The 20,755-nt window shown below is 67.0% G+C and carries 14 protein-coding genes; 7 read left to right on the forward strand and 7 right to left on the reverse strand.

What is annotated here, in order from left to right; translation table 11 throughout:
• Position 1: 1 nt before the first annotated feature.
• Entirely contained in the window at positions 2 to 1,306 is a 1,305-nt protein-coding gene (locus tag PGN37_RS01730; protein WP_335329292.1) for a polysaccharide biosynthesis tyrosine autokinase, read from the reverse strand.
• Between the two features lie 475 nt (positions 1,307 to 1,781).
• Between PGN37_RS01730 and PGN37_RS01735 the strand changes: the two genes are divergently transcribed.
• A complete protein-coding gene (locus PGN37_RS01735) occupies positions 1,782 to 3,617 on the forward strand; it encodes a hypothetical protein (RefSeq protein ID WP_335329293.1) in 1,836 nt (611 codons plus the stop codon).
• A 75-nt stretch (positions 3,618 to 3,692) separates the two neighbouring features.
• Positions 3,693 to 4,913: a sensor domain-containing phosphodiesterase gene (locus PGN37_RS01740; RefSeq protein WP_335329294.1), complete on the forward strand. Its 1,221-nt coding sequence runs from the start codon at positions 3,693 to 3,695 to the stop codon at positions 4,911 to 4,913.
• Positions 4,914 to 4,962: 49 nt separating this feature from the next.
• Here PGN37_RS01740 and PGN37_RS01745 read toward each other — a convergent pair whose 3' ends face one another.
• Positions 4,963 to 10,011: an Ig-like domain-containing protein gene (locus PGN37_RS01745; protein ID WP_335329295.1), complete on the reverse strand. Its 5,049-nt coding sequence runs from the start codon at positions 10,009 to 10,011 to the stop codon at positions 4,963 to 4,965.
• 278 nt (positions 10,012 to 10,289) lie between these two features.
• The gene (locus tag PGN37_RS01750) at positions 10,290 to 11,912 is read right to left on the reverse strand and encodes a sensor domain-containing protein (protein WP_335329296.1); all 1,623 of its coding nucleotides are present in this window, start codon (positions 11,910 to 11,912) and stop codon (positions 10,290 to 10,292) included.
• Positions 11,913 to 12,093: 181 nt separating this feature from the next.
• Between PGN37_RS01750 and PGN37_RS01755 the strand changes: the two genes are divergently transcribed.
• From PGN37_RS01755 to PGN37_RS01775, 5 genes are all read left to right on the forward strand, one after another.
• Positions 12,094 to 13,254 carry a beta-ketoacyl synthase N-terminal-like domain-containing protein gene (locus tag PGN37_RS01755; protein WP_335329297.1) on the forward strand — a complete coding sequence of 387 codons (1,161 nt, stop codon included), beginning with the start codon at positions 12,094 to 12,096 and terminating at the stop codon, positions 13,252 to 13,254.
• Between the two features lie 35 nt (positions 13,255 to 13,289).
• The gene (locus tag PGN37_RS01760) at positions 13,290 to 14,177 is read left to right on the forward strand and encodes a sulfurtransferase (protein WP_335329298.1); all 888 of its coding nucleotides are present in this window, start codon (positions 13,290 to 13,292) and stop codon (positions 14,175 to 14,177) included.
• 2 nt (positions 14,178 to 14,179) lie between these two features.
• The gene (locus PGN37_RS01765; RefSeq protein WP_335329359.1) at positions 14,180 to 14,587 is read left to right on the forward strand and encodes a SufE family protein; all 408 of its coding nucleotides are present in this window, start codon (positions 14,180 to 14,182) and stop codon (positions 14,585 to 14,587) included.
• Positions 14,588 to 14,752: 165 nt separating this feature from the next.
• Positions 14,753 to 16,108: a sensor domain-containing diguanylate cyclase gene (locus tag PGN37_RS01770; RefSeq protein ID WP_335329299.1), complete on the forward strand. Its 1,356-nt coding sequence runs from the start codon at positions 14,753 to 14,755 to the stop codon at positions 16,106 to 16,108.
• Positions 16,109 to 16,281: 173 nt separating this feature from the next.
• Complete coding sequence (locus PGN37_RS01775; protein WP_335329300.1) at positions 16,282 to 16,572, forward strand: hypothetical protein; 291 nt, start codon at positions 16,282 to 16,284, stop codon at positions 16,570 to 16,572.
• 6 nt (positions 16,573 to 16,578) lie between these two features.
• Here PGN37_RS01775 and PGN37_RS01780 read toward each other — a convergent pair whose 3' ends face one another.
• The 4 genes from PGN37_RS01780 to PGN37_RS01795 are packed head-to-tail and all read right to left on the reverse strand — an operon-like array spanning position 16,579 to position 20,748.
• On the reverse strand, positions 16,579 to 17,643 hold the full coding sequence (locus tag PGN37_RS01780) for an ABC transporter ATP-binding protein (protein ID WP_335329301.1): 1,065 nt from the start codon (positions 17,641 to 17,643) through the stop codon (positions 16,579 to 16,581).
• Between the two features lie 4 nt (positions 17,644 to 17,647).
• Positions 17,648 to 18,514: a carbohydrate ABC transporter permease gene (locus PGN37_RS01785; RefSeq protein ID WP_335329302.1), complete on the reverse strand. Its 867-nt coding sequence runs from the start codon at positions 18,512 to 18,514 to the stop codon at positions 17,648 to 17,650.
• Positions 18,511 to 19,458, reverse strand: a complete 948-nt coding sequence (locus tag PGN37_RS01790) for a carbohydrate ABC transporter permease (RefSeq protein ID WP_335329303.1) — start codon at positions 19,456 to 19,458, stop codon at positions 18,511 to 18,513. The genes PGN37_RS01785 and PGN37_RS01790 overlap by 4 nt, the downstream gene beginning before the upstream one ends.
• 9 nt (positions 19,459 to 19,467) lie before the next feature.
• Positions 19,468 to 20,748 carry an ABC transporter substrate-binding protein gene (locus PGN37_RS01795; protein ID WP_335329304.1) on the reverse strand — a complete coding sequence of 427 codons (1,281 nt, stop codon included), beginning with the start codon at positions 20,746 to 20,748 and terminating at the stop codon, positions 19,468 to 19,470.
• Positions 20,749 to 20,755: the final 7 nt, after the last annotated feature.

The raw sequence follows: 20,755 nt of genomic DNA on the forward strand, positions 1-20,755 counted from the left end.
TTTACTTCTGGTGCGTCATGACGACAGCACCGGTCAGCGGTGCACCCGCCCGTCTCAATGCAGTAACGGTATCGGCCACGTCCTTGCGCGTGCTCGAGCCGTACCGCACGACCAGCAAGACGCCCTCCATGAATGCGCCGACCATCGCCGCGTCCTTCACCGTCCCGGGCGGGCTATCCACCACGACGTAGTCGAAGCGCTTACCCAGCTCGGCGAAAACCGTTCGTGCTCTCTGCGTTCCGAGGATCTCGGTCGGATTCACCGTCAGTTCCCCAGCAGGAAGCCCGGTCACCAAGGAGAACTGCGTCTCCTGCAGGGCGTCCGACAACTCCGCCGCACCCATCAGAACCGTGCTCAGCCCAACCGAACCGGTGATGTCGAGGCTCGCCGCAACGCTGGGCCGGCGCAGATCGGCGTCGACCACGACCACCGAATGCTCGGCTTCACCCAGTGCCACGGCGAGGTTCACCGCCACGGAGGTCCGGCCTTCTCCGGCTCGCGAGCTGGCCACCAGCAGCATTCGCGGGCCGGGCGCCACCTCCAGTGACTGCAGATTGGTGCGCAGTTCGCGGAACGCGTCGGCCACCGTGGGATCGTCGTGCTCGAACGCGACGACCGGTCCCCCACCACGACCGCCTCCCGCCGGGATCTCGCCGATCACGCCGACTCCGGTGATGGCTTCGACCGATTCGGGACGCCGAATCGCCGGGTCCAGCCGATCGCGAATCAATGCCAACAAAACCCCGAGCAGCAGGCCGACTGCGGCCGCCACGGCCAGGATCCGCGACTTCTTGGGCGACACGGGGGTTTCCGGCACACCGGCGCGCTGCTGCACCACCACCTGAGCGTTCGGCCGGGCACCGAGGTCCGGGGTTTCCAACGCGGCCGCCATCACCACGAACTCGTCGGCGAGGGTATTCGCGATGTCGCGGGCCCGCGTGGGCGAGGAGTCCTGCACCGTGACGTCGATCAGCACGGTGTCCGTGGGCGCGACCGCCGTGATCTTCTTCATCAGTTGCTCAGACGTCATATCGAGCCCGAGCTTGTCGATCGTGCGCTGGGCGAGCAGGCCGCCCTGCAGCAGCTGGGTGTAGGAGAGCACACGACGCTGGGCGAACAGGCCACCGTCGTTGGTCTGTGTATTGGTGCCATCGGACGTCGTTGATACGAACAATCGCGTGTAGGCCACATACTGGGGAGCCGTGAGCAACAGGTAAGCAACGGCAGCCGACATCGTTATGAGCACCACGCCGCAAATGATTTTCCAGCGGGTCCGCAGAATCCGCGTGAAGTCATGGACCGTCAAGGGTGACCTTTCAACGCAGCGACCTTTCCTGTGTCCATCGTTCGCGCATCACGCGGTACACCGGTGCGCATACGCTATCTCAGATCCGATGCCGCCGACGGCGTTACGACGGACGGTTGCCGGGGAATTCGCGTCACGAAACGGTGACATCACAGCCAGGCGATAACCCGTCTAGCCCATTGATGCGCCGGTATAGTCCACCACTGCTGCCATTCCGTCACTCAATTGCGGGAAAGAAGACACGCGTGCGACGACGATCGCCCTCCCTCACCACCGCACGATTTCCGTTGCGCGTCGGCGCAATTGCCAGTACGAAAAGGGTCGGCCCCGACGGGACACGGAAATGAGGAGATCCTCGCTGTGGCGGATATTCCTGACGTCTGCCCTGTGCGTGATGCCAGCAATGTCGGCAGCCATCGAGGTCCCAAACGCAGGCGCTCAACCCAGCAATACCGCTGACCTTGCATCGGTAGCGTTGGCGTGGCGCACCCTCGGCGTCAGTGACGGGTTGTACCTCGGGCCGGACAGCCCCACGACCGTGACGGTGCCCGTGCCCTCGGGCCTGCAGGCGACGCGACTGCAAGGCACCATTGCGGCCCCGATGAACGTCGACGCCGGCTTCCTCGAGATCACCGACGGCAACGGCTTTCTGCTGGCCGACATCCCCCTGCCGCCGGCGGCCACAGCTCCGCCGCAGACCCCCCTCGATGTCGACATCGCCCCCGCACGCGTCCGCGCGTCCTCGATGTCGCTGACGTTCAACCTGCGCGCAACCGACAACCGCGACGGCTTCTGCGGACCCCTGCAGCAGCTCGCGCTCAGCGGCCTCAGCACCGTCTTCACCGGTGCCGAAGCGCCGGCCACCACCGTCGCCACCTTCTTCCCGCCGGTGCTGGAACGGGTGAACATCTACACCCCCACAGATGCCAGCACCGCCGAACAACAGTCGGTACTCACCATGGTCTCGACGTTGACCCGGCTCTACCACTCCCAGCCGCTCGTCGTCGACGTCATCACGCAGCCGCGCGGCACGCGACCACCACCCGCCGGGCAGTTCGGCCGCACCGTCGTCGTGGAATCCGGCGGACGTGCCGGCCTGACCATCGAAGACCCCGGCGCCGACACCGTCCGGCTGCGGGTGAGCGGCAACGGGGACGAACTGACCACCCAGGTCGGTCTGCTCGTCAACCAATTGCAGTCGCTGGTGCAGACGCCGACCGCACGCATCGACCAGGCCGGCCCCACCTCCACCCCCACCGGCGACACGCTGACCTTCGAGCAGCTGAAGATCACCGGAAAGACCGACGTGCTGCGCACCGGCAGCGTCACCGTCGGCGTCGACCGCTCCGCACTCGGAATCGGCCGCGTCGACGGCGCCACCGTGCACCTGCTCGCCGACTACACCCCGGTACCGTCCGATGACGCGGCCAGCGTCATCATCCGATCCAACGATCGGGTGCTGTACCGGGCCGCGCTCGACAACAGCGGGCGCCTGGACGCCACATTCGACGTCGCGGGCACAGCGCTGACGCAGTACCTCGGGCTGGACATGGCGCTGACCTACACCCCGCATCAGACGTGCGGACCCCTCATCGCGCCCATCACCTTCCAGGTGGATCCGCGCTCCACGCTGACGCTGCACCGGGGAGGCGTCCCGGCTGGCGGATTCACCTCTCTGCCTTCGGAATTCAGCCCCAGCTTCATGGTCGCGATGGACGGCACCAGTCCCGCGCAACTGGTGTACGCAGCACGTACCATCAACGCCATCGCCCGGCTGACCAGCCAGCAGCTGACACCGCAGGTAGTCGACGTCAAAACCGCGGCCGACTCCCGATCCGGCGCGTTGATCGTCGCGAAATCGAGTGCCGTCGCCGACACCACACTCGACCCGCCGATCGGCGGCGATGCCAACACCGTCGACATCGGCCTGCCCACCGAGCTTCGCGCCGACGTCGCCGACGGGCTCGGTTCGATCCAGGTGTTCGGCGATCAGGCCCGCGATCGCACGGTGGTCCTGATCAGCACCACCAACGACTGGCGGTTGGTGGATCCACTGTTGGATTACATCGACGGACTTCAGGGCGGCTGGTCGGCACTGACCGGCGATGTCCTGGCCGCGGGGGCCGCAGGCGTCCCGACGAATGTCACCGTCCGCGCGATCGGCGACAGCGGATCCGACGCTCAGACAGCGACTTCCAGCGAGCAGAAGGGCTGGTTGCCCCTGGCCATCGCCGCGGGCGTCCTGGTGATCGTTGTCGCCGTCATCGCGGCGCTGCTGGCCCGCCGTCGCCGGCCCAAGACGGGTAGTTGAGCGGACACGTACGCTTGCATTGCAGGCGGCGCGATATTTTCAGGAACGCCGCCACATCACCGGACTAGGGGGCCGATGACGGACCAGCTCACCGCAGCTGCAGCGGGCGTCGGCCTGGAACCCAGTTTCCAGCAGGTCGTTTCCCTGCCCGACGGAGCCGTCGTCGGCTACGAAGCGCTCGCTCGGTGGCCACGGCTTGACGGTCTCGGCCCCCTCGAAGTCTTCGCCCATGCCGAACAGACGGGCCAGCTCGACAGCCTCGATCACCAGTGCATCCACTCCGCCGCAGGCGGGGCACTCGACGGCGCCTGGCGCGCCGGCATGCTGCTGCTGATCAACTGCGAACCGACCACCTCGAACATAGACGTGGAGGCGACAAGCGCGCTGGCCGCGGCCGCCTCCGCCTTCGACGTGGCGTTCGAGTTCACCGAGCGCGGACTGCTGACCAACCCACGGGCGCTCCTCGGTAAAGTCGCTTCGCTGCGCGCTCAGGGTTTCAAGATCGCCATGGATGATCTTGGCGCACACACGGATTCGCTCGCGCTGCTGGACATCATCCAACCTGAGTTCCTCAAGCTCGACCTCAACCTCGTTCAGCGACAACCCGACCGCGTTCAGGCGCGCACCATTGCCGGCGTCATCGCCCATCACGAACGGACCGGTGCGGTGATCGTCGGTGAGGGCATCGAGACCGACGAACACCTCGAGCAAGCCCTGGCGTACGGCGCCACCCTCGGCCAGGGGTACCGCTTCGGCCGGCCCGGTGCGTTGACTCACACCCCAGATGCGTTCATCGGACCATCGCACGCCTCGATATTCCCGCTAGCCGACGATGCGTCGACCTTTGCCTTGGTGCGCGACCGTCTACGGCCCCGGACCGTACGCTTCGACACCCTTCACGAACTGTCCCGGCACATCGAGCGATTGGCCAACAACGCGGAGAGTCCACCGATGGTCCTGGCCACCGTGCAGGATCAGTCGAGGCTCAGCGCCTCGACGATGCGCACCTACACCGAGCTCGCGCAACGGGCGCCGCTGGTTGCGATGTTCGGCGCGAACGTGCCCGACGACCTCGGCAACGGTCTGCGCGGTGTCCACCTCGCCACCGACGATCCGCTGGTGCACGAGTGGACGATCCTGGTCCTCGGCCCGGACATCGCTGCCGGACTGATCGCCCGCGAGGTGTCGCCCGCCGGCACCCCGCAAGCCCAGCGCCGCTTCGACATGGTCATCACCTTCGACCGCGGCCTCGTCACGCTGGGTGCGCGCTGCCTCCTCAGCCGCCTCGCCGCCTAGACACACCGGTGGGCTGGACCCCCTAGGACCCAGCCCACCGTGCGTTCCGCTAGAGGACCGATGGCGGCGTGATCACCCTGACGGTCGTCACCCCGTCGGTGCCGTTCAGCGTCGCGGTGCTGACGTAGACCGTGCCGTCGGGCGCAACAGTCGGCGCGGTGGCGACGCGTCCGGGCACCTCCAGGACTTTGGTGACACCCGCTGAGCCCATCGCGTACACCGCCGACTTGAGCACCGTCACCTGACCCGTCTCGTCATCACTTGTGGATTCGATGATGGTCACGTACGCCGTCCCATCCGGTCCGAAGACGAACACCTTGCCCGTTGCACCCTGCAGGCCGCCCAATTCGATTGCTGCGGTGGGTGCCCCGCGATCGGTGAACGAGCCATGTGTCTCGCCGTTCTTGTCGAACGAAAGGCCCCGCACCGAGCCGTCGGTGTTGGTGACGATGAGAAGCCCCGTTCCATCTGGGGCGACGGCTACGAGCGACGTGCCTCCCTGGAGCTGTGAGGGGCTGCCCGGGAGGGACACCGTGCTCGCGCCGCTGTTGAGCACGACGACATGAGTGAACGAGTCGCCCGCCGCGTTGGACGTTTGGACCACCTGGTAGGCCGTGCCGTCAGCAGCGACGACGGGCACAAACGCCGGGTACCCGTCCACGCTGCGCGTCGATACCGTCCCTGTCGGGCTCACGATCGCCACGAAGTACGAGCCCTCGCCATCAGTCAACGGAACGTAGACCTTGTTGTCCGGCCCGATCGCCGCCAGGTTGATGACCGGCATCGTCGATCCGGGGAACTCGCCGGCGAGGCTGATCTCCGAACTCGCTCCGCCAGGCCGAAGCACAAGCAGTTTTGCCGCACCCTGGTCGTCGGTGATCGCCAGATAGGCCGTACCGTCCGGCGCCACCTGCGGCCAGCCCTTGACCGAACCCGTTGCCGACGCCGACGTCGTGACGACTGTCGACGTCAGCCGCGCGATCCGATAGGAGATGTCGTCATCGCCGTAGGCAATCAACGTCACGAGCACGGAACCGTCCGGCGACACGATCAATTGCGATCCCGGCGATCCGTTCAAAGTGCGCGTCGTCGCCGTCGCTCCCGTCACTGTCACCAATGTCGTGGTGAATGGCGACGCCTGATCGTTGACGAGAAGGTAGGCCGTGCCGCCGGAGACGACCATCGGGACATTGCTTCTGCCAGGAACAGCCTGCGTGGTGGTCGACGTGCCGTCCGGTCGCACGACCAGCACAGATGTCTGGGGGTCGGAACCAGTGGTCGTGACGGGCTGGTACGCCGTTCCGTCAGCCCCCACCGCTGGGAGACCAGCCGGCGTGCCCGCGAGCTGGTAGGCCTGCCCCTGGTCACCGGTGATACCCACCAGCGCGAAGGTGCCGTTGGGGGCGGCAGTCATGAAGTAAGCCGTCCCGTTCGCGCCCACCACGGGATAGCCAACGAGAGCAACGCCATCGAGGCTGAGGACCTGCGTCACAGTTCCTGTCGGGCTGACCGTCACGAACTTCGCTCCGCCACGTGAACCGGCGATCGTGACGAGCAGATTTCCGTCGGGCTGCGCCAGTGGAACGTTGGGGAACCCCGGGATATCCGCAGTCGTCACCAGAACGCGCCCGTCCGCGGTGAGCACACTGACACGACTGACCGCGTTGTCGAGATTCTGACCGGGAATGCTGGTCGTCACCTGGTACAACGTCCCGCCCGGCGCGGCGACCACACCGCTGACCGGAATGCCCGGCGTCGATTCCGTGGTCACCACATTCGGTGCGATCGTCACCGTCACCTGCACCGGCGTCGAACCGCCATGGCCGTCGGCGACAGTGACGGTGAACGTGTCGGTGTCGATTCCCGTTGTCTGCGTGGCCTGTTCGCGCATCGCAGCGGTCGGCTTGTACGTGAACGCGCCCGTGGCCGCGTCAAGCGTGATCGTACCGCCCTTGGCCGATGTCGCCGGACCGCTGTACGTGCGGACGTCGTTATCAGCATCCGATGACGTGACGGTGCCGGTGACCGTGCCGTCGGACGCCGGCGCCCCCGCCGAGAAACTGCCTTGCGGCGCAGTGTTACTCGGGCTGATGCTCACCGTGACCGGGACCTCAAGGGTGCCGCCACGACCGTCGGCGACTGTCACGATGAACGTGTCCCGCGTGACCGTCGAGCTCGCGCCCAGCGCCGATGCGGCGTGCCGCGCGGCGTCGGTGGGCGTGTAGACGAACGTGCCGTTGGCGTTGACGACCACGGCACCCTTCGCCGTGGACGTCGATCCGGTATAGGTCAGCTGATCACCGTTGGCGTCGGTGGCGCTCACCGTGCCGCTGACCTTGCCGCTCGAATCCGGCTGTCCGACAGTCGCGGTGCCATTGGTGGGTGCGCTGTTCGCCGCGGGGAGGATCGCCACTGACACCGTTACCGATGCCGAGCCCCCGACGTGACCATCGTTCACCGTGACCACGAACGAATCGGTCTTGTCTGCTTCTGTCGCACCGGCTTTGGCGGCGTTCTGCCGCGCTGCGGCCGTTGGGGTGTAGGTGAAGGTGCCGTCGGCGTTCACGACGAGTGTGCCGCCCTTGGCCGACGTCGTTGGACCGCTGTAGGTGCGCGTGTCGTTGTCGGCGTCGGTCGACGTGACCGCACCGGTGACCTTCCCGGTGGCATCGGGCGAGCCGGCGGTGAACGACCCGACGGGCGCGGCGTTGCGCGGCAGGATCGTCACCGTCACCGGGACCGCCAACGTGCCGCCGTTGCCGTCTGAGACCGTCACGATGAACGTGTCCTGCTTGTCGGCCGTCGAGGCACCCAGCGCCGACGCGGCGTGCCGCGCAGCGTCGGTCGGGTCGTAGGTGAAGGAGCCGTCGCCGTTGACGACGACGGTGCCGCCCTTCGTGGACGTAGCCGGCCCGCTATAGGTCAGCGGATCACCGTCGGGATCGGTAGCGCTCACCGTGCCGGTGACAGTTCCGTCCGAATCCGGCTGTCCCGCAGTGAAAGTCCCGCCGGTTGGGTTGCTGTTCGTGGGTGTGGTGGTGGCCGGGGAGATCGCGACCCGCACCGTGGTGGTGGTCGTGCCGCCATGACCGTCGGCGACCGTGAACGTGAGGGTCTCGAACCGGGCCGCCTCCGATGCGTTCGGGGCTGCCGCAGCCTGACGGGCGGCCGCCGTCGGAGTGAACGTGAAGCTGCCCTCGCCGTTGTCGACAACCGTGCCCTTCTCACTGGCCGCCGGGGTGTAGGTCAGCGGATCCCGGTCGGCGTCGCGCGCGGTGACGGTGATGTCCACCGCCCCGGTCTCGGCGTCGGGCGCGCCGGCGCTGGCGCGGGCACGCGTGGGCGCACTGTTGAGCGGCGCGATGGTGACGGTCACCGGGACCACCGCGGTCCCGCCGTAGGCGTCGACGACGGTGACCAGGAACGTTTCGGTCTTGTCCGCGGCCGGAGCTCCGGTGGCTGCGGCGGCGTGCCGGGCATCCGCGGTGGGCGTGAAGACGAACCGCCCCGCCGGAGTCACGAAGACCGTGCCCTTCTCGGTGGTGGCGGAACCGCTGAACGTCAATCGATCTCCGTCTGGATCGGTGGCCCGCACCTGGCCTCGCACCGACCCGTTGAACGCATTGGGGCTGCCCGCGGCGACCTCGCCGGGCACCGGGGCCGCGTTGTCGCTCGCGGCGATCGCGACGGTGACCGTGATGGTGTCGGTGCCGCCGTGCCCGTCGTCGACCGTGACGGAGAAGCGGTCGAAGCGGTCGCTGTAGCGGCCTCCGCGTACGGCGTCGCGGGCTTCCTCGGTCGGGGTGTAGACGAAGCTGCCGTCGTCATCGATGACGACCGAACCCTTGGCCGGATCGCTCGCCTCGAAGGTGAGCGCATCGTCGTCGGGGTCGTCGGCGACGATCGCACCGCCGACCGCTCCGGTCGCGGGGTCGGGACGCCCCACCACGCTCGACGCGTCGGGCCGCGCGTTGGTGGGGCTGATCCGCACGGTCACGCTGACCGGCGTGACGCCGCCGTTCCCGTCGGCGATGTTCACGACGAAGGTGTCGGTCTTGTCCGCGTCTGTCGCCCCGGATTTCGCCGCGGCGTGGCGGGCGGCAGCGGTGGGCGTGTACGTGAAACGCCCCGTCGACGACACCACGACGGTGCCCTTCGCGGTGGACGTCGGACCGGAGTAGGTCAGGGGATCCCTGTCCTCGTCGGAGCCGATCACGCGACCGGTCACCCGACCCGTGAACGGCGACGGCGAACCCACGACCACCCGCCCGGTCGGCGGATTGTTGTCGTCAGCGGCGGCGTCGACCAGCTCCCCGGTGGACACCGTCGGCGTACCCGTGCCGATTTGGTTGCTTTGCTGATTTCCCTGGCGTCGGGCGAAAGCGAGCAGCGCCCATGCGAGCGGTGAATCCGCCGGCGCGGACGGACCATCCGTGCCGCCCGGAAGCAGCAATGTCGACAGCAGCGTCGTCGTCACCGCGGGCTCCTCGACGGGCGGCTCGTCCGAGACATCCTGATCGACGACCGGAGCCACCGTCGGTGTCAGGTCGACGGGCGCCTGCGGCGGCGCGACGGGCGCTTCCTCGGTGCGCAGGACTGTCGTGTCCGCACCGGCATTCGGCGCGACGACCGGCGCCGGCTTCTCGACAGGAGCGTTGCGGACTATGGTGCGCTGGCGGTGATCGGGACGCGGCGAATCGTCGTCGCCGTCGAGATCCTCGGACTCTTCGTCGAATATCGAGTTCGAATCTGGCTCCTGCACAACATTTTCGGAGTCATCGCTTTCATCGTCTGGCACCTCGACATCGTCGAGCACCGGCGCTTCGTCACCCTCGTCCCCGAGGTCGCCGTCGCCGCCGGCATCGTCATCACCGACGTTGTCGGAGTTGTCGTTCACCGCATCAGTAGTGGTCGACGATCCCGGACCATCGTCAGCGGTGTTCGACTGTGAGTCGCCCGACCCCCCCGGGCTGACTGATGTGCCGGTGTCCGGCTCGGCCCAGGCAACGCCGGCCGGCCAGGCGATCGCCGACCCGATTCCCAACGCGACAGCAAGCGCTCCGACACGGCCGATGTGGCGTGCATGACCCATGGTCATCCCCCGTATGAAATTAGAGTCCCCCCGTGTGACTCCCCCACGGGAAAGTTAGCTCACAATCTTGTTTTTCCTGAGTGTTTCCTGACAGCTCGAGGTCGGCTGCTTGCAAAGCGAAAAACTCCACCCATGCCTGCCAGGGCAAATGTTCGACGAAGGGCGGAAAATTTTTCCGCCCCGTCAGCCGGTCAGCGCGTCACAACCCCGGCGGTAGGCCGGGCCTCGCCCACGTCCCGACGTCGCACTCGGGCTGAGGCGCTGCGCGAGTCGCTACGGGCCCGTCACCCGAAAGACGTTCCCGCGCGGAGGATCTTGGCCCGATACATCGCCGCGTCCGCGTCGCGCAGAATGTCCTCGACGGGACGCTCGTCCTCCGCCGACAACTCGGTGACTCCCATGCTGACGCTGACCTTCCGAAGCCTGCCACCGAATTGAATCGGCTTTTCGAACTCGCCGTGCATGCGCGCGGTCAGCGCTTCCAACGCCGGACGGTCCAGAGATCCGTATAGCAACACCACGAATTCGTCGCCACTGAGGCGGCCGACGAAATCGTCGTCCCGCACACTGTTTCGCAGTCGCCGGGCAGTCTCGCGCAGAGCCTCGTCGCCAGCGTGATGGCCCAGATCGTCGTTGATGGCTTTGAGGTTGTCGAGATCGACGAACAGCACCGCCGCCGGTGACCGGGCGTCCGTCGTCGCGGCCTGCACGAGCCTGACTTCGATCTGAGCCCGGTTGGGCAGCCCCGTCAGCGGGTCGTGGTGGGCCTGGTAGGTGAGGTGGGCTTTGACATTGTGCTCTTCGGTGATGTCGGCGAACGACACGAGCAGCGCTGAATTCTGCGCATCATCCGGGTCGAGCAGACAGCAGTTGACCGACAGCCACGCACGTGAGCCGTCCGCCCGTCCGATGCCCACGACCGTGTTCTCCAGCGGCGCGTTGGCGAACATCAGCTTGACGGAGCCCAGTTCGTTGTCGCCGATCTGGACGCCTCGGCGATTGAAGACCGGAAACGTGAGTGCGCCGCTGGAGTAGTCGGCAACCAATCCGTCACTGCCCAACCGCAGGATCCGCCGGGCCGCCGGGTTGATCGACTGGGGTTTTCCACGTCGATCGAGAACGACGACTCCGTCATGCAGGGACCGCACGACCGACTCGAAGTGAACCTCTGCTCGCCGCTGTGCGGTGTAATCCGAACACAGCACCACGTGACCCTCGCCCATCGGAGTGACCGACAGCCTCACGTTGACCGGGCAGCCGTCTGCGGAGCGGTGCGTGGCGTGCACGACCCCGCCGCCGGCGACGATGCCGGCCAGATCCACATCGCCATCGACAGCTTCATTGAGCGGCAGGCCCAGAGCACGCGCGGCCGGACGCCGGTAGATCGCCGCTGCGGCCGCATTCCAGCTGGCGACGACGCCGTCTGCCGTCGTGGCGATGATGGCGTCACTGACATGGTTCACCAACGCCGCCTGGTAGCGCAGCGTCGCCTCAGCGGCCTTCTGCGCGGTCAGGTCGCGGAAGATGACCTGATAGGCGGGCTCGCCATCCCAGCTCGTCAGCACCGATACCGCTTCCACCTCCAGTGGGCTGCCGTCGAGACGCCGGAGAACGGCTTCTGAGGCCGGTGAGCTGTCGCCTTCTTCGGACAGCGCGACAATCCGCGTCAGCATCGGGCCGATCGAGTCGGGCTGGACGAAATCGGTGATCGGCCGCCCCACCATCTGCTCGGCGCTCTGCGCCCCGAATCCCCGCACCCCAGCCGGGTTGACGTAGACCACGCGACCATCGGAATGCACGCACATCGGGTCGGGGCTGACGTCGACCAGCCGCCGGTAACGCTCTTCCGCCGTGTCGACGTGGCGTTGGGAGTTGCCCGTGGCACTCGGTTCCGGCGTTGTACTCACACTCCCCACCACAGTCCGTTTGCTGCGCAGACACATTCAGCAACTGTGGCAGTAGCTGCCACGAAATGCGCTGCTCCTGAGTATGGCCGCGACCGGGCGTTTGGGCTAGTGCTCCGCCGCTGATTGCGGGCTAATCAAGCCAAGGCCCCGCCGGGGCACCACGTCCACGAAGGGACATCACATGAGCACTGCACATATGGGCATCGCGGGAATCGGGGCTGTCACCGGGTACGGGTGGGGCAGGAACACGTTGTGGAACGGGCTGGCCAGCGGTAAACCGGCCGCCACGCTGTACCCAGGCTTCGGGCCCGGCGAGCACGACGACGCCTGGCTGGCCCGCATCCCCGACGAGGGCGATCCCCGCGACGGCCTGAGCCGCTTCGGCCAGGCGCTGCGGGCCGCGGCGCGCGAAGCCATCACCGACGCCCGCCAGCGCGGCTGGACACCCGGGCCGAGAGTGGGCCTGCTGCACGCGGTCGTGATCGCCGAGGTCGAGGGCTGGCGCACCTTCTACCTCAAGGACCACGCCAACCGCCGCGTCCGCGACTACCTGACGCTGATGCCGTCTACCCCGGTGTCGATGTTGATGCAGGAGTACGGGTTTCATGGTCCTGCGATGAACGTGTCGGCGATGTGCGCCTCGGGGAACGCCGCGCTCATCACCGCGAAGATGTGGCTGGACACGGGCATGGTCGACGACGTCGTGTTCGTCTCGACCGACCTGTCGCTGACGCCGGAAAATGTCGAGCATTTCGTCCGACTCGGCGTGGGTGTCGTCGACACCGACCCGCTCGACGCCTGCCGTCCGTTCCAGCACGGCAGCCGGGGATTCCCGGCCGGCGAGGCCGCCGTGGCCTTCGTGCTGTCCCGACGAAGTGACGCGCCCTACGTGCACGTGCTGGGCGGCGCGATGACGCACGACGCCTTCCACCTCACTTCGGTGGATCCGTCCCGGACCGAGGTGGACCGCTGCGTCCTCGACGCGTTGGCGTCCTCCGGGGTCGACGCAACCGATATCGCTTACCTGAACGCGCACGGCCCCGGCACCCAGCAGTGCGACACGGTCGAGGCAGCTGTTCTCGATGAGGTCCTCGGCGGCGCCGCCCAGATCTATTCGGTCAAGCCACTGACGGGACACTGCCAAGGCGCGGCGGCCGCCGTCGAGGTCGCCGCCGCCGCGCTGGGTTACGCCGAGGAACAGGTGCCCGCCCCGCCGACCGTCGCACCCGGCCATCCCCGACTGCTGGACGGCCTCACCCCGATGCTGCCCGGGCTGACCCTGAAGACCTCGCTGGGCATGGGAGGGCACAACGCGGCCGTCGTCCTCGCCCCTGCTGTGTGAGGATGCCTGCAATGCTCACCGGTAGGCTGACTGACGTGCCGCTACCGCCTGATCCCAGCCCCGCGCTGCAGTCCTACGCCCACCCCGAACGGCTCGTGACCGCCGACTGGTTGTCGGGCAATCTCGGCCGGCCGGGCCTGGCCATCGTCGAATCCGACGAGGACGTGCTGCTGTACGACACCGGCCACATCCCGGGCGCGGTGAAGATCGACTGGCACACCGACCTCAACGACGCGACCGTGCGCGACTACATCACCGGCGAGCAGTTCGCCGACCTGATGAACCGCAAGGGGATCTCCCGCGACGACACCGTGGTGATCTACGGCGACAAGAGCAACTGGTGGGCGGCCTACGCACTGTGGGTGTTCACACTGTTCGGCCACCCCGACGTGCGGCTGCTCGACGGTGGCCGCTCACTGTGGATCGGCGACCACCGCGACACCACGCTCGACGTGCCCGACAAACAGACCACCGGCTACCCCGTCGTCGAACGCAACGACGCCCCCATCCGCGCCTACAAGGACGACGTCCTCTCCGCGCTGGGTGAGGAACCGCTGATCGACGTGCGCTCCCCGCAGGAGTACACCGGCGAGCGCACCCACATGCCCGACTACCCCGAAGAGGGTGCGCTGCGGGGCGGCCACATCCCGACCGCGGTGTCGGTCCCGTGGGGCAAGGCCGCCCAGGACAACGGAAAGTTCCGCAGCCGAGCCGAACTCGACGAGCTCTACGGGTTCCTGCCCGAGGGCGGACCCACGATCGCCTACTGCCGCATCGGCGAGCGCTCCAGCCACACCTGGTTCGTGCTGACCCATCTTCTCGGCCGCGAGGGCGTGCGCAACTACGACGGGTCGTGGACCGAGTGGGGCAACGCCGTACGGGTGCCCGTCGCCGTCGGGGAAGCGCCCGGCGAGGCACCGTGAGCATGCCTCCGGCATTGGCCGAGGTGGTCTCCGACTTCCAAGAGGTCGAAGGCCAGGACAAACTCGCCATGCTGCTGGAGTTCGCGAACGAACTCCCCGAGCTGCCGTCGTCGCTGGAAGAGGCGGCGATGGAACCGGTGCCGGAGTGCCAGTCCCCGCTGTTCCTCCACGTCGACGCCGACGACCGCGACCACGTACGCCTCTACTTCAGTGCTCCTGCAGAAGCGCCCACCACGCGGGGGTTCGCCGCGATCCTGGCTGCGGGCTTGGACGGACAATCCGCCGACGACATCCTCGCCGTGCCCGACGACTTCTACGCCGATCTGGGGCTCGGGGCGCTGATCAGCCCGCTGCGGCTGCGCGGCATGTCGGCGATGCTCACGCGCATCAAGCGCCGACTGACGAATTAATGACGGCACCGTAAACAGGCACGATCGTGGTGAACGCGCACTAAAATTTGTCGCGACTCGAGGGGGTGTGGTGTGACATCCGGTGAGTCGGCCTGCGCAAACCAGCCGCACAGCCCGCCTGTCGCCGAGTCCCGCACTTTCTCCGAGGCCGACTATCTCCGCGGGATGACGCGGCTGATCGACGTCATCGGACAGCTCTCCATGACCAGGACGGTGCACGAAATACAGAGGATTGTCGCCGCGACCGCACGCGAGGTCGTGGGCTGCGACGGCGCCACGTTCGTTCTTCGTGATCACGACATGTGCTTCTACGCCGATGAAGACGCCATCGCTCCGATGTGGCGGGGCAGACGCTTCCCGGTGGAGGCCTGCATCAGCGGATGGGTGATGGAGCACGGTCAACCCGTGGGGATCTCCGACATCTACCGAGACGACCGCATCCCACACGACATCTACCGCGCCACCTTCGTCAAGAGCATGGTGATGGTTCCGATCCGGCGCACAGATCCGATCGGAGCGATCGGGTGTTACTGGGCGCAGGAACGAGAGCCCACCGATCGCGAAGTGGCGCTGCTGCAAGCACTGGCCGATGCCACGTCGGTTTCGCTGGAAAGCGTTGCGCTGCACGGTGTTCTGGAAAATCAGTTGGCTCATAGAACCGAGAGCCTCGACTCCACTTTCGCCGCGGCATTCGAAAACGCGCCGCTCGGCATGGCCGTCATCGGGCTCGATGGGAGCTTTCAGCGCGCCAACCAGGAGTTCTGCCGCATCACAGCGTATGACGCGCAGGAACTGACGAAGCTGACGTTCCAGGACATCACCCATCCCGACGATCTCGACATCGACCTCGCCGAGGCGTCACGGCTGCTGGCCGGCGAGATCGCCAGCTACCAGATGGACAAGCGGTACTACACCCGCAACGGCCACGTCGTCTGGGTTCGGCTCTCCGTCTTCCTGATTCACGACCACGCCGGTGACCCGCTGTCATTCGTCTCCCATATCGAGGACATCTCGGCGCGCCGCCGTGACGAGCAGCTCCTGCGTCGCCAAGCCACGCTCGACGCCCTCACCGGCGTCTACAACCGGAGCAGGTTCAACCAGGAGCTCGCGAGTTACGCAACGCGTGGATCCACCGACGAGGCAGCACTGTTCATGATCGATCTCGACGGTCTCAAACAGATCAACGATCGCGACGGTCACGCAGCAGGCGACACGTACCTCCAGACTGTGGCCAACGCGATCACTCGGCGCTTACGCCTGTCGGACTTCGTCGCCCGCATCGGCGGCGACGAGTTCGCCGTCCTGCTACCCCACACCGCGGTCGCGCAGGCTCAGAATCTTGCCCAGACGTTGGTCGAGCAAGTCGAGGCCCTTACTCCTGGCAGCGTTTGCATCGGTATCGCCATGGTCACCCCCGACACCGTCGACAGCGCCCTCGAGCGCGCCGACCGCGCCATGTATCGCGCGAAACGACGGGGCGGCAGCGTCTGGTGCGGTCCGGAGACCGACACCGCAGACTGATCAGGTGCCGGTCTCCGGTGCTGTGGGCGAGATTGCACTCAGGGCTGCTGGCCCGACCGTCAGCGCAATCTGGCTCGGAGGCACCTGAACGACACTTATTCCTGTAACGTCGGGCGCTCGGGGGACGACGTGTGAGACAACACCTACCTTGGGGGAGCATTGTGACCATCTCGATGACGAAGCGTTCGGCGTTGGCGCTTGCCGCCCTGGCCGCCGCGATGACGGCGGGCGCGATGAGCTTCGGCACCGCCATGGCCAAGGCCGACGACATGCGCCCCAGCCCGTGGGTCAAGAGCCCCGGTGCGGGCGAGGTCCGCCGTGACGCCACCCAGGGCGAGGTGCGCGACGGCTACATCCTGGCTCCCGCCGGCGGCGCCATCCGCCAGTCCCCCGTCGCCACCCCCGGCACCAAGGCCGGCGGCTTCAGCGGCGTGCGCGTCGGCCCCGGCATCGGCGGCTGGTAAGCCGCTCTACGGCAACGCCTTTCCCGTTTCGGCGTCGAACAGATACGTCTTCTCCCGCGGCACGATCAGCCCGATCTCCGCGCCCGCGTCCCACGATGCGCCTGCCGGCGCCTGCGCGATCACCCGCGTCGGTTCCGGGGTGTCCACCACTGCTGTCACCAACACGTGACTGCCCAGCGGTTCGACGAAGTCGACACGCGCCGGCACCGCACCCGTCGCCTGGGCACTTCCCAGCTGCAGATGCTCCGGCCGCACCCCCACCGTCACCGGGCCGTCAGCGCACTGCACCGATGACAGCTCGGCACCGCCGAGCTGCAGCACGCCCGAACGCACAACGCCGGCAAGCAGATTCATCGGCGGACTGCCCATGAACGCGGCGACGAACGTGTTCGCGGGCCGGTGGTACACGTCGTCGGTGCTGCCGATCTGCTGCACCTCACCACCGGCCATCACACAGAGCCGATCCCCCAGCGTCATCGCCTCCACCTGATCGTGAGTGACGTACACCGACGTGACCGGCACCTCGCGATGAAGCCGCTTCAGATCGCCGCGAACCTGGTTGCGTAGCTTGGCATCCAGGTTCGACAGCGGCTCGTCGAGCAGGAACGCCTGCGGCTCGCGCACCAGCGCCCGACCCATCGCCACCCGCTGCCGCTGCCCGCCCGAGAGCTGACCCGGCTTGCGGTTCAACAACTCCCCGATCTGCAGCAGCTCCGCCGTCTCCCGAACCCGGCGCTCGATCTCGGCCCGCGGCGTCTTGCGCTGCTTGAGCCCGTACGCCAGGTTCCGGTACACCGTCATGTGCGGGTACAGCGCGTAGTTCTGGAACACCATCGCGATGTCCCGCTGCCCGGGGCCCAGCCCGTTGACCACCTGCCCGCCGATGCGGATCTCGCCGTCACTCGGCTTGTCCAGACCGGCCAGCAGCCGCAGCGCCGTGCTCTTGCCGCACCCCGACGGGCCCACCAGGATCAGGAACTCCCCGTCGGCCACCGTCAGACTCAAGTCCTTCAGCGCGGCGACGCCACCGGCGTAGCGGCGGGACACATTGCGAAATTCGACCTCTGCCAACGTCCTACCCCTTGATTCCGGTACTGGCGACCGACTGCACGAAATACCGTTGCGCGACGACGAACACCAGCAGCATCGGCAACAGGCTCATCACGTTCGCCGCCATCAACAGCGGCCACTGCACATGATGGGCTCCCTGGAAATAGCTGAGCCCCAACGGGATCGTCATCTGATCCTGTGACGTGATGACGATCAGCGGCCACAGGAAGTCGTTCCACGACGTCAGCACCGTCAGTGCGGCCAACGTCGACATCGCCGGCATCGACAGCGGCAGCACGATCTTGAACAGCACACCCAACCGCGACGTGCCGTCCACGCGGGCCGCTTCTTCGAGTTCGACCGGCACGGTCTGGAAGAACTGGCGCAGGAAGAAGATCCCGAACGCGGTCGCGAGGTTCGGCAGCATCAACGCGCCGATGTGGTCGATGCCCAGGCCCTCCCACACGTTGTCGCCGAACCACTTCACGATCAGGAACACCGGGATCATCGTCACCTGGAACGGCACCATCAGCGTGGCCATCAACGTCACGAACAGCGCTCCGCGGCCGAGGAATCGGATGCGGGCGAACGCGTACCCGGCGAGGCTGCACACCACGAGATTGCTGATCAGCACCACCGCGGTCACCGTCAGGCTGTTGAGGAAGAAGTGCCCGAACGGCGCCTGCGCCCATGCCTCGGTGTAATTCGCGAACCGCGGGCTCGCCGGGAACAGCACCGGCGGAAAGCGGTTGGCCTCCCCCTCGGTCTCCAGCGAGGTGATCAGCATCCACAGCAGCGGCACGATCAGCAGGAAGCTCAGCGGGATCAGCACCAGATGCCAGGGGCTGAAGGGCAGCCGCCAGCGTTTCGGACTGCCCAGTGTGGCCGTCACGGGTGGTGCGCGAATCTGCGAGCCAGCCGGAACTGCACGGCCGTGACGATCAGGATGACGACGAACAGCGCGTAGGCCATCGCCGCGGCATAGCCGGCGTCGAAGTGCACGAACGCCTGATCCCAGAGGTAGTAGACGATCACCGTCGTCGCCCGCAGTGGGCCGCCTCGGGTGGTGGCGTACACCTCGTCGAACAACTGCAGCGCGTTGATGGTCAGCCACACGAGCAGGAACAGATTCGCCGGACCCAGCAGCGGCACCGTGATGGTGCGGAACCGGGTGAACGCGTTGGCCCCGTCGATCGCGGCCGCCTCGTGCAGCTCTGGCGGGACACCCTGCAGCGCAGCCAGATACACGATCACCGAAAACCCGGTCCAGCCCCAGATCGTCATCGCGACGATCACGTAGATCGCCTGCGACGGCGATGCCAGGAACGGCTGCGACGGCATCCCGACCGCGTTGAGCGCGGCGTTGACCAACCCGTAGTCACGGTCGGTGAGCCACAGGAAGATGATGCCCTGGCTGATCGTCGACACCGCCATCGTGATGTACGCGGCGGTCCTGTACACCGAGATGAATCGAACCGAGCGGTTCAACGCGGCCGCGACCAGCAACCCGACGATCATGGTGCCCGGCACGAACAGCGCCGTGTAGATGATCGTGTGCTTGATCGCGTCGAGGAACACCGGGTCGTCGGCCATCTTGCGGTAGTTGTCGAAACCCACCCACGGTGTCTCCGGCGTCAGCAGGTCGGACTTCTGGAACGACAACTGCAGCGACATCACCACCGGCAGCAGACCGAAGATCCCGATCAGCACCATCGCCGGCGTGACCAGCGCCCACCCGGTCAGCCCGTCGGTGCCCCGTACTCGCCACCGGCGCCGAGGCCGGGCGGGTGGCGGTGCGGGCGGTGCCGCCACACCGGACCTGGGGTCAGTGGTCACCACCTCCCGCTACTTCTCGGCGAGCTTCGCGTCCGCAGCCTGCGCGGCCGCATTCAGTGCCTCGGCTGGCTGCTGCTTGCCGAGCATCACCGCGACGATCGCCTGCCCCAGTGCGTCGGACACGTCGGGGTACTGCTCGACGGTGGGCCGGACCTTCTTCACGTTGTTGAGATTCTCCACGAACACGCCTGTGCCCGGCACGTTTTGGTTGAGCTTGTCGAGCACCTCCTGGTCCTTGCCGACCGACTGCCGGATCGGCAGATCGCCGGTGCCCAGCGAGAACGCCTTCACCTGCTCGGGCGCCGACAGCCACTTCACGAAGTCGACAGCTGCCTGCTTCTTCTTGTCACCGTTGTTGAACACCACCCAGTTGTCCGGCCCCGCGATGGTCTGGTGACCACCCGACGACCCGGCGAACGTCGGCATCACCTGCACGTCGTAGTCGATGTCGCTGAGCTGGCTGAGATCCCACGGACCGGTGACGAGCATCGCGACCTTGCCGCTGTTCATCAACTTCGGGCCGTTCTCGTTGGTGGTGTCCAGATACAGCGACTTGTCATTCACGGCCATCTGCTGCAGTACGGTCAGCGCCTTGACGCCCGCCTCGGAATTGAACGCCGCCTTCTCGTTGTCCGGCGAGAGGATGTCACCACCGGCCTCCCACAGCATCGGGATGTAGTGCCAGACGGTGTCCTCGCTGCCGTCGGCCGGGAGCAACCAGCCGTACTGCCCCTTGCTGGGATCGGTGAGTTTGGCTGCCGCGGCGCGGAAGTCGTCCCATGTCCAGTCCGGGCTGGGCGGTGCGACGCCCGCGTCGGCGAAGAGCTTCTTGTTGTAGACGATCGCGAGGTTGTCCACCAGCGCCGGCACCCCGACGACCTTCTCGCCGACCGTGGCGGCCTCACGCTCGGCGGGATAGAAGTCGTCCCACTGCCAGTCCGGCTTCTTCACCTCGTCCGCCATGTCGACCACCTGAGGGATCTGCGCGATGTTCGGCGACCACGACCCGAACATGTACGCCACGTCGGGCGCACTGCCGCCGCGCACGGCGGTCAGCACCTTCTGCAGCACCAGGTCGTTGCTGGAGTACAGCTCGTTGACCTTCACGTCGGGATGGTCCTTGTTGTACTGCGCGATCAGCCCTTTGAACACCTCACCCTCGGTGTCCTGGTAGCCGTGCCACACCGCGATCTCGGTGGGCCCCGACGACGACGAACCCCCGCCCCCGCACCCGGCGAGGACGAGCGCGATGACGGCGAGCAGTGCGATGCAGAGGCGGCGTCTGATCACGGTGGAC

It is taken from the genome of Mycobacterium kyogaense, from assembly GCF_036946525.1.
Lineage (GTDB): Bacteria > Actinomycetota > Actinomycetes > Mycobacteriales > Mycobacteriaceae > Mycobacterium > Mycobacterium kyogaense_A.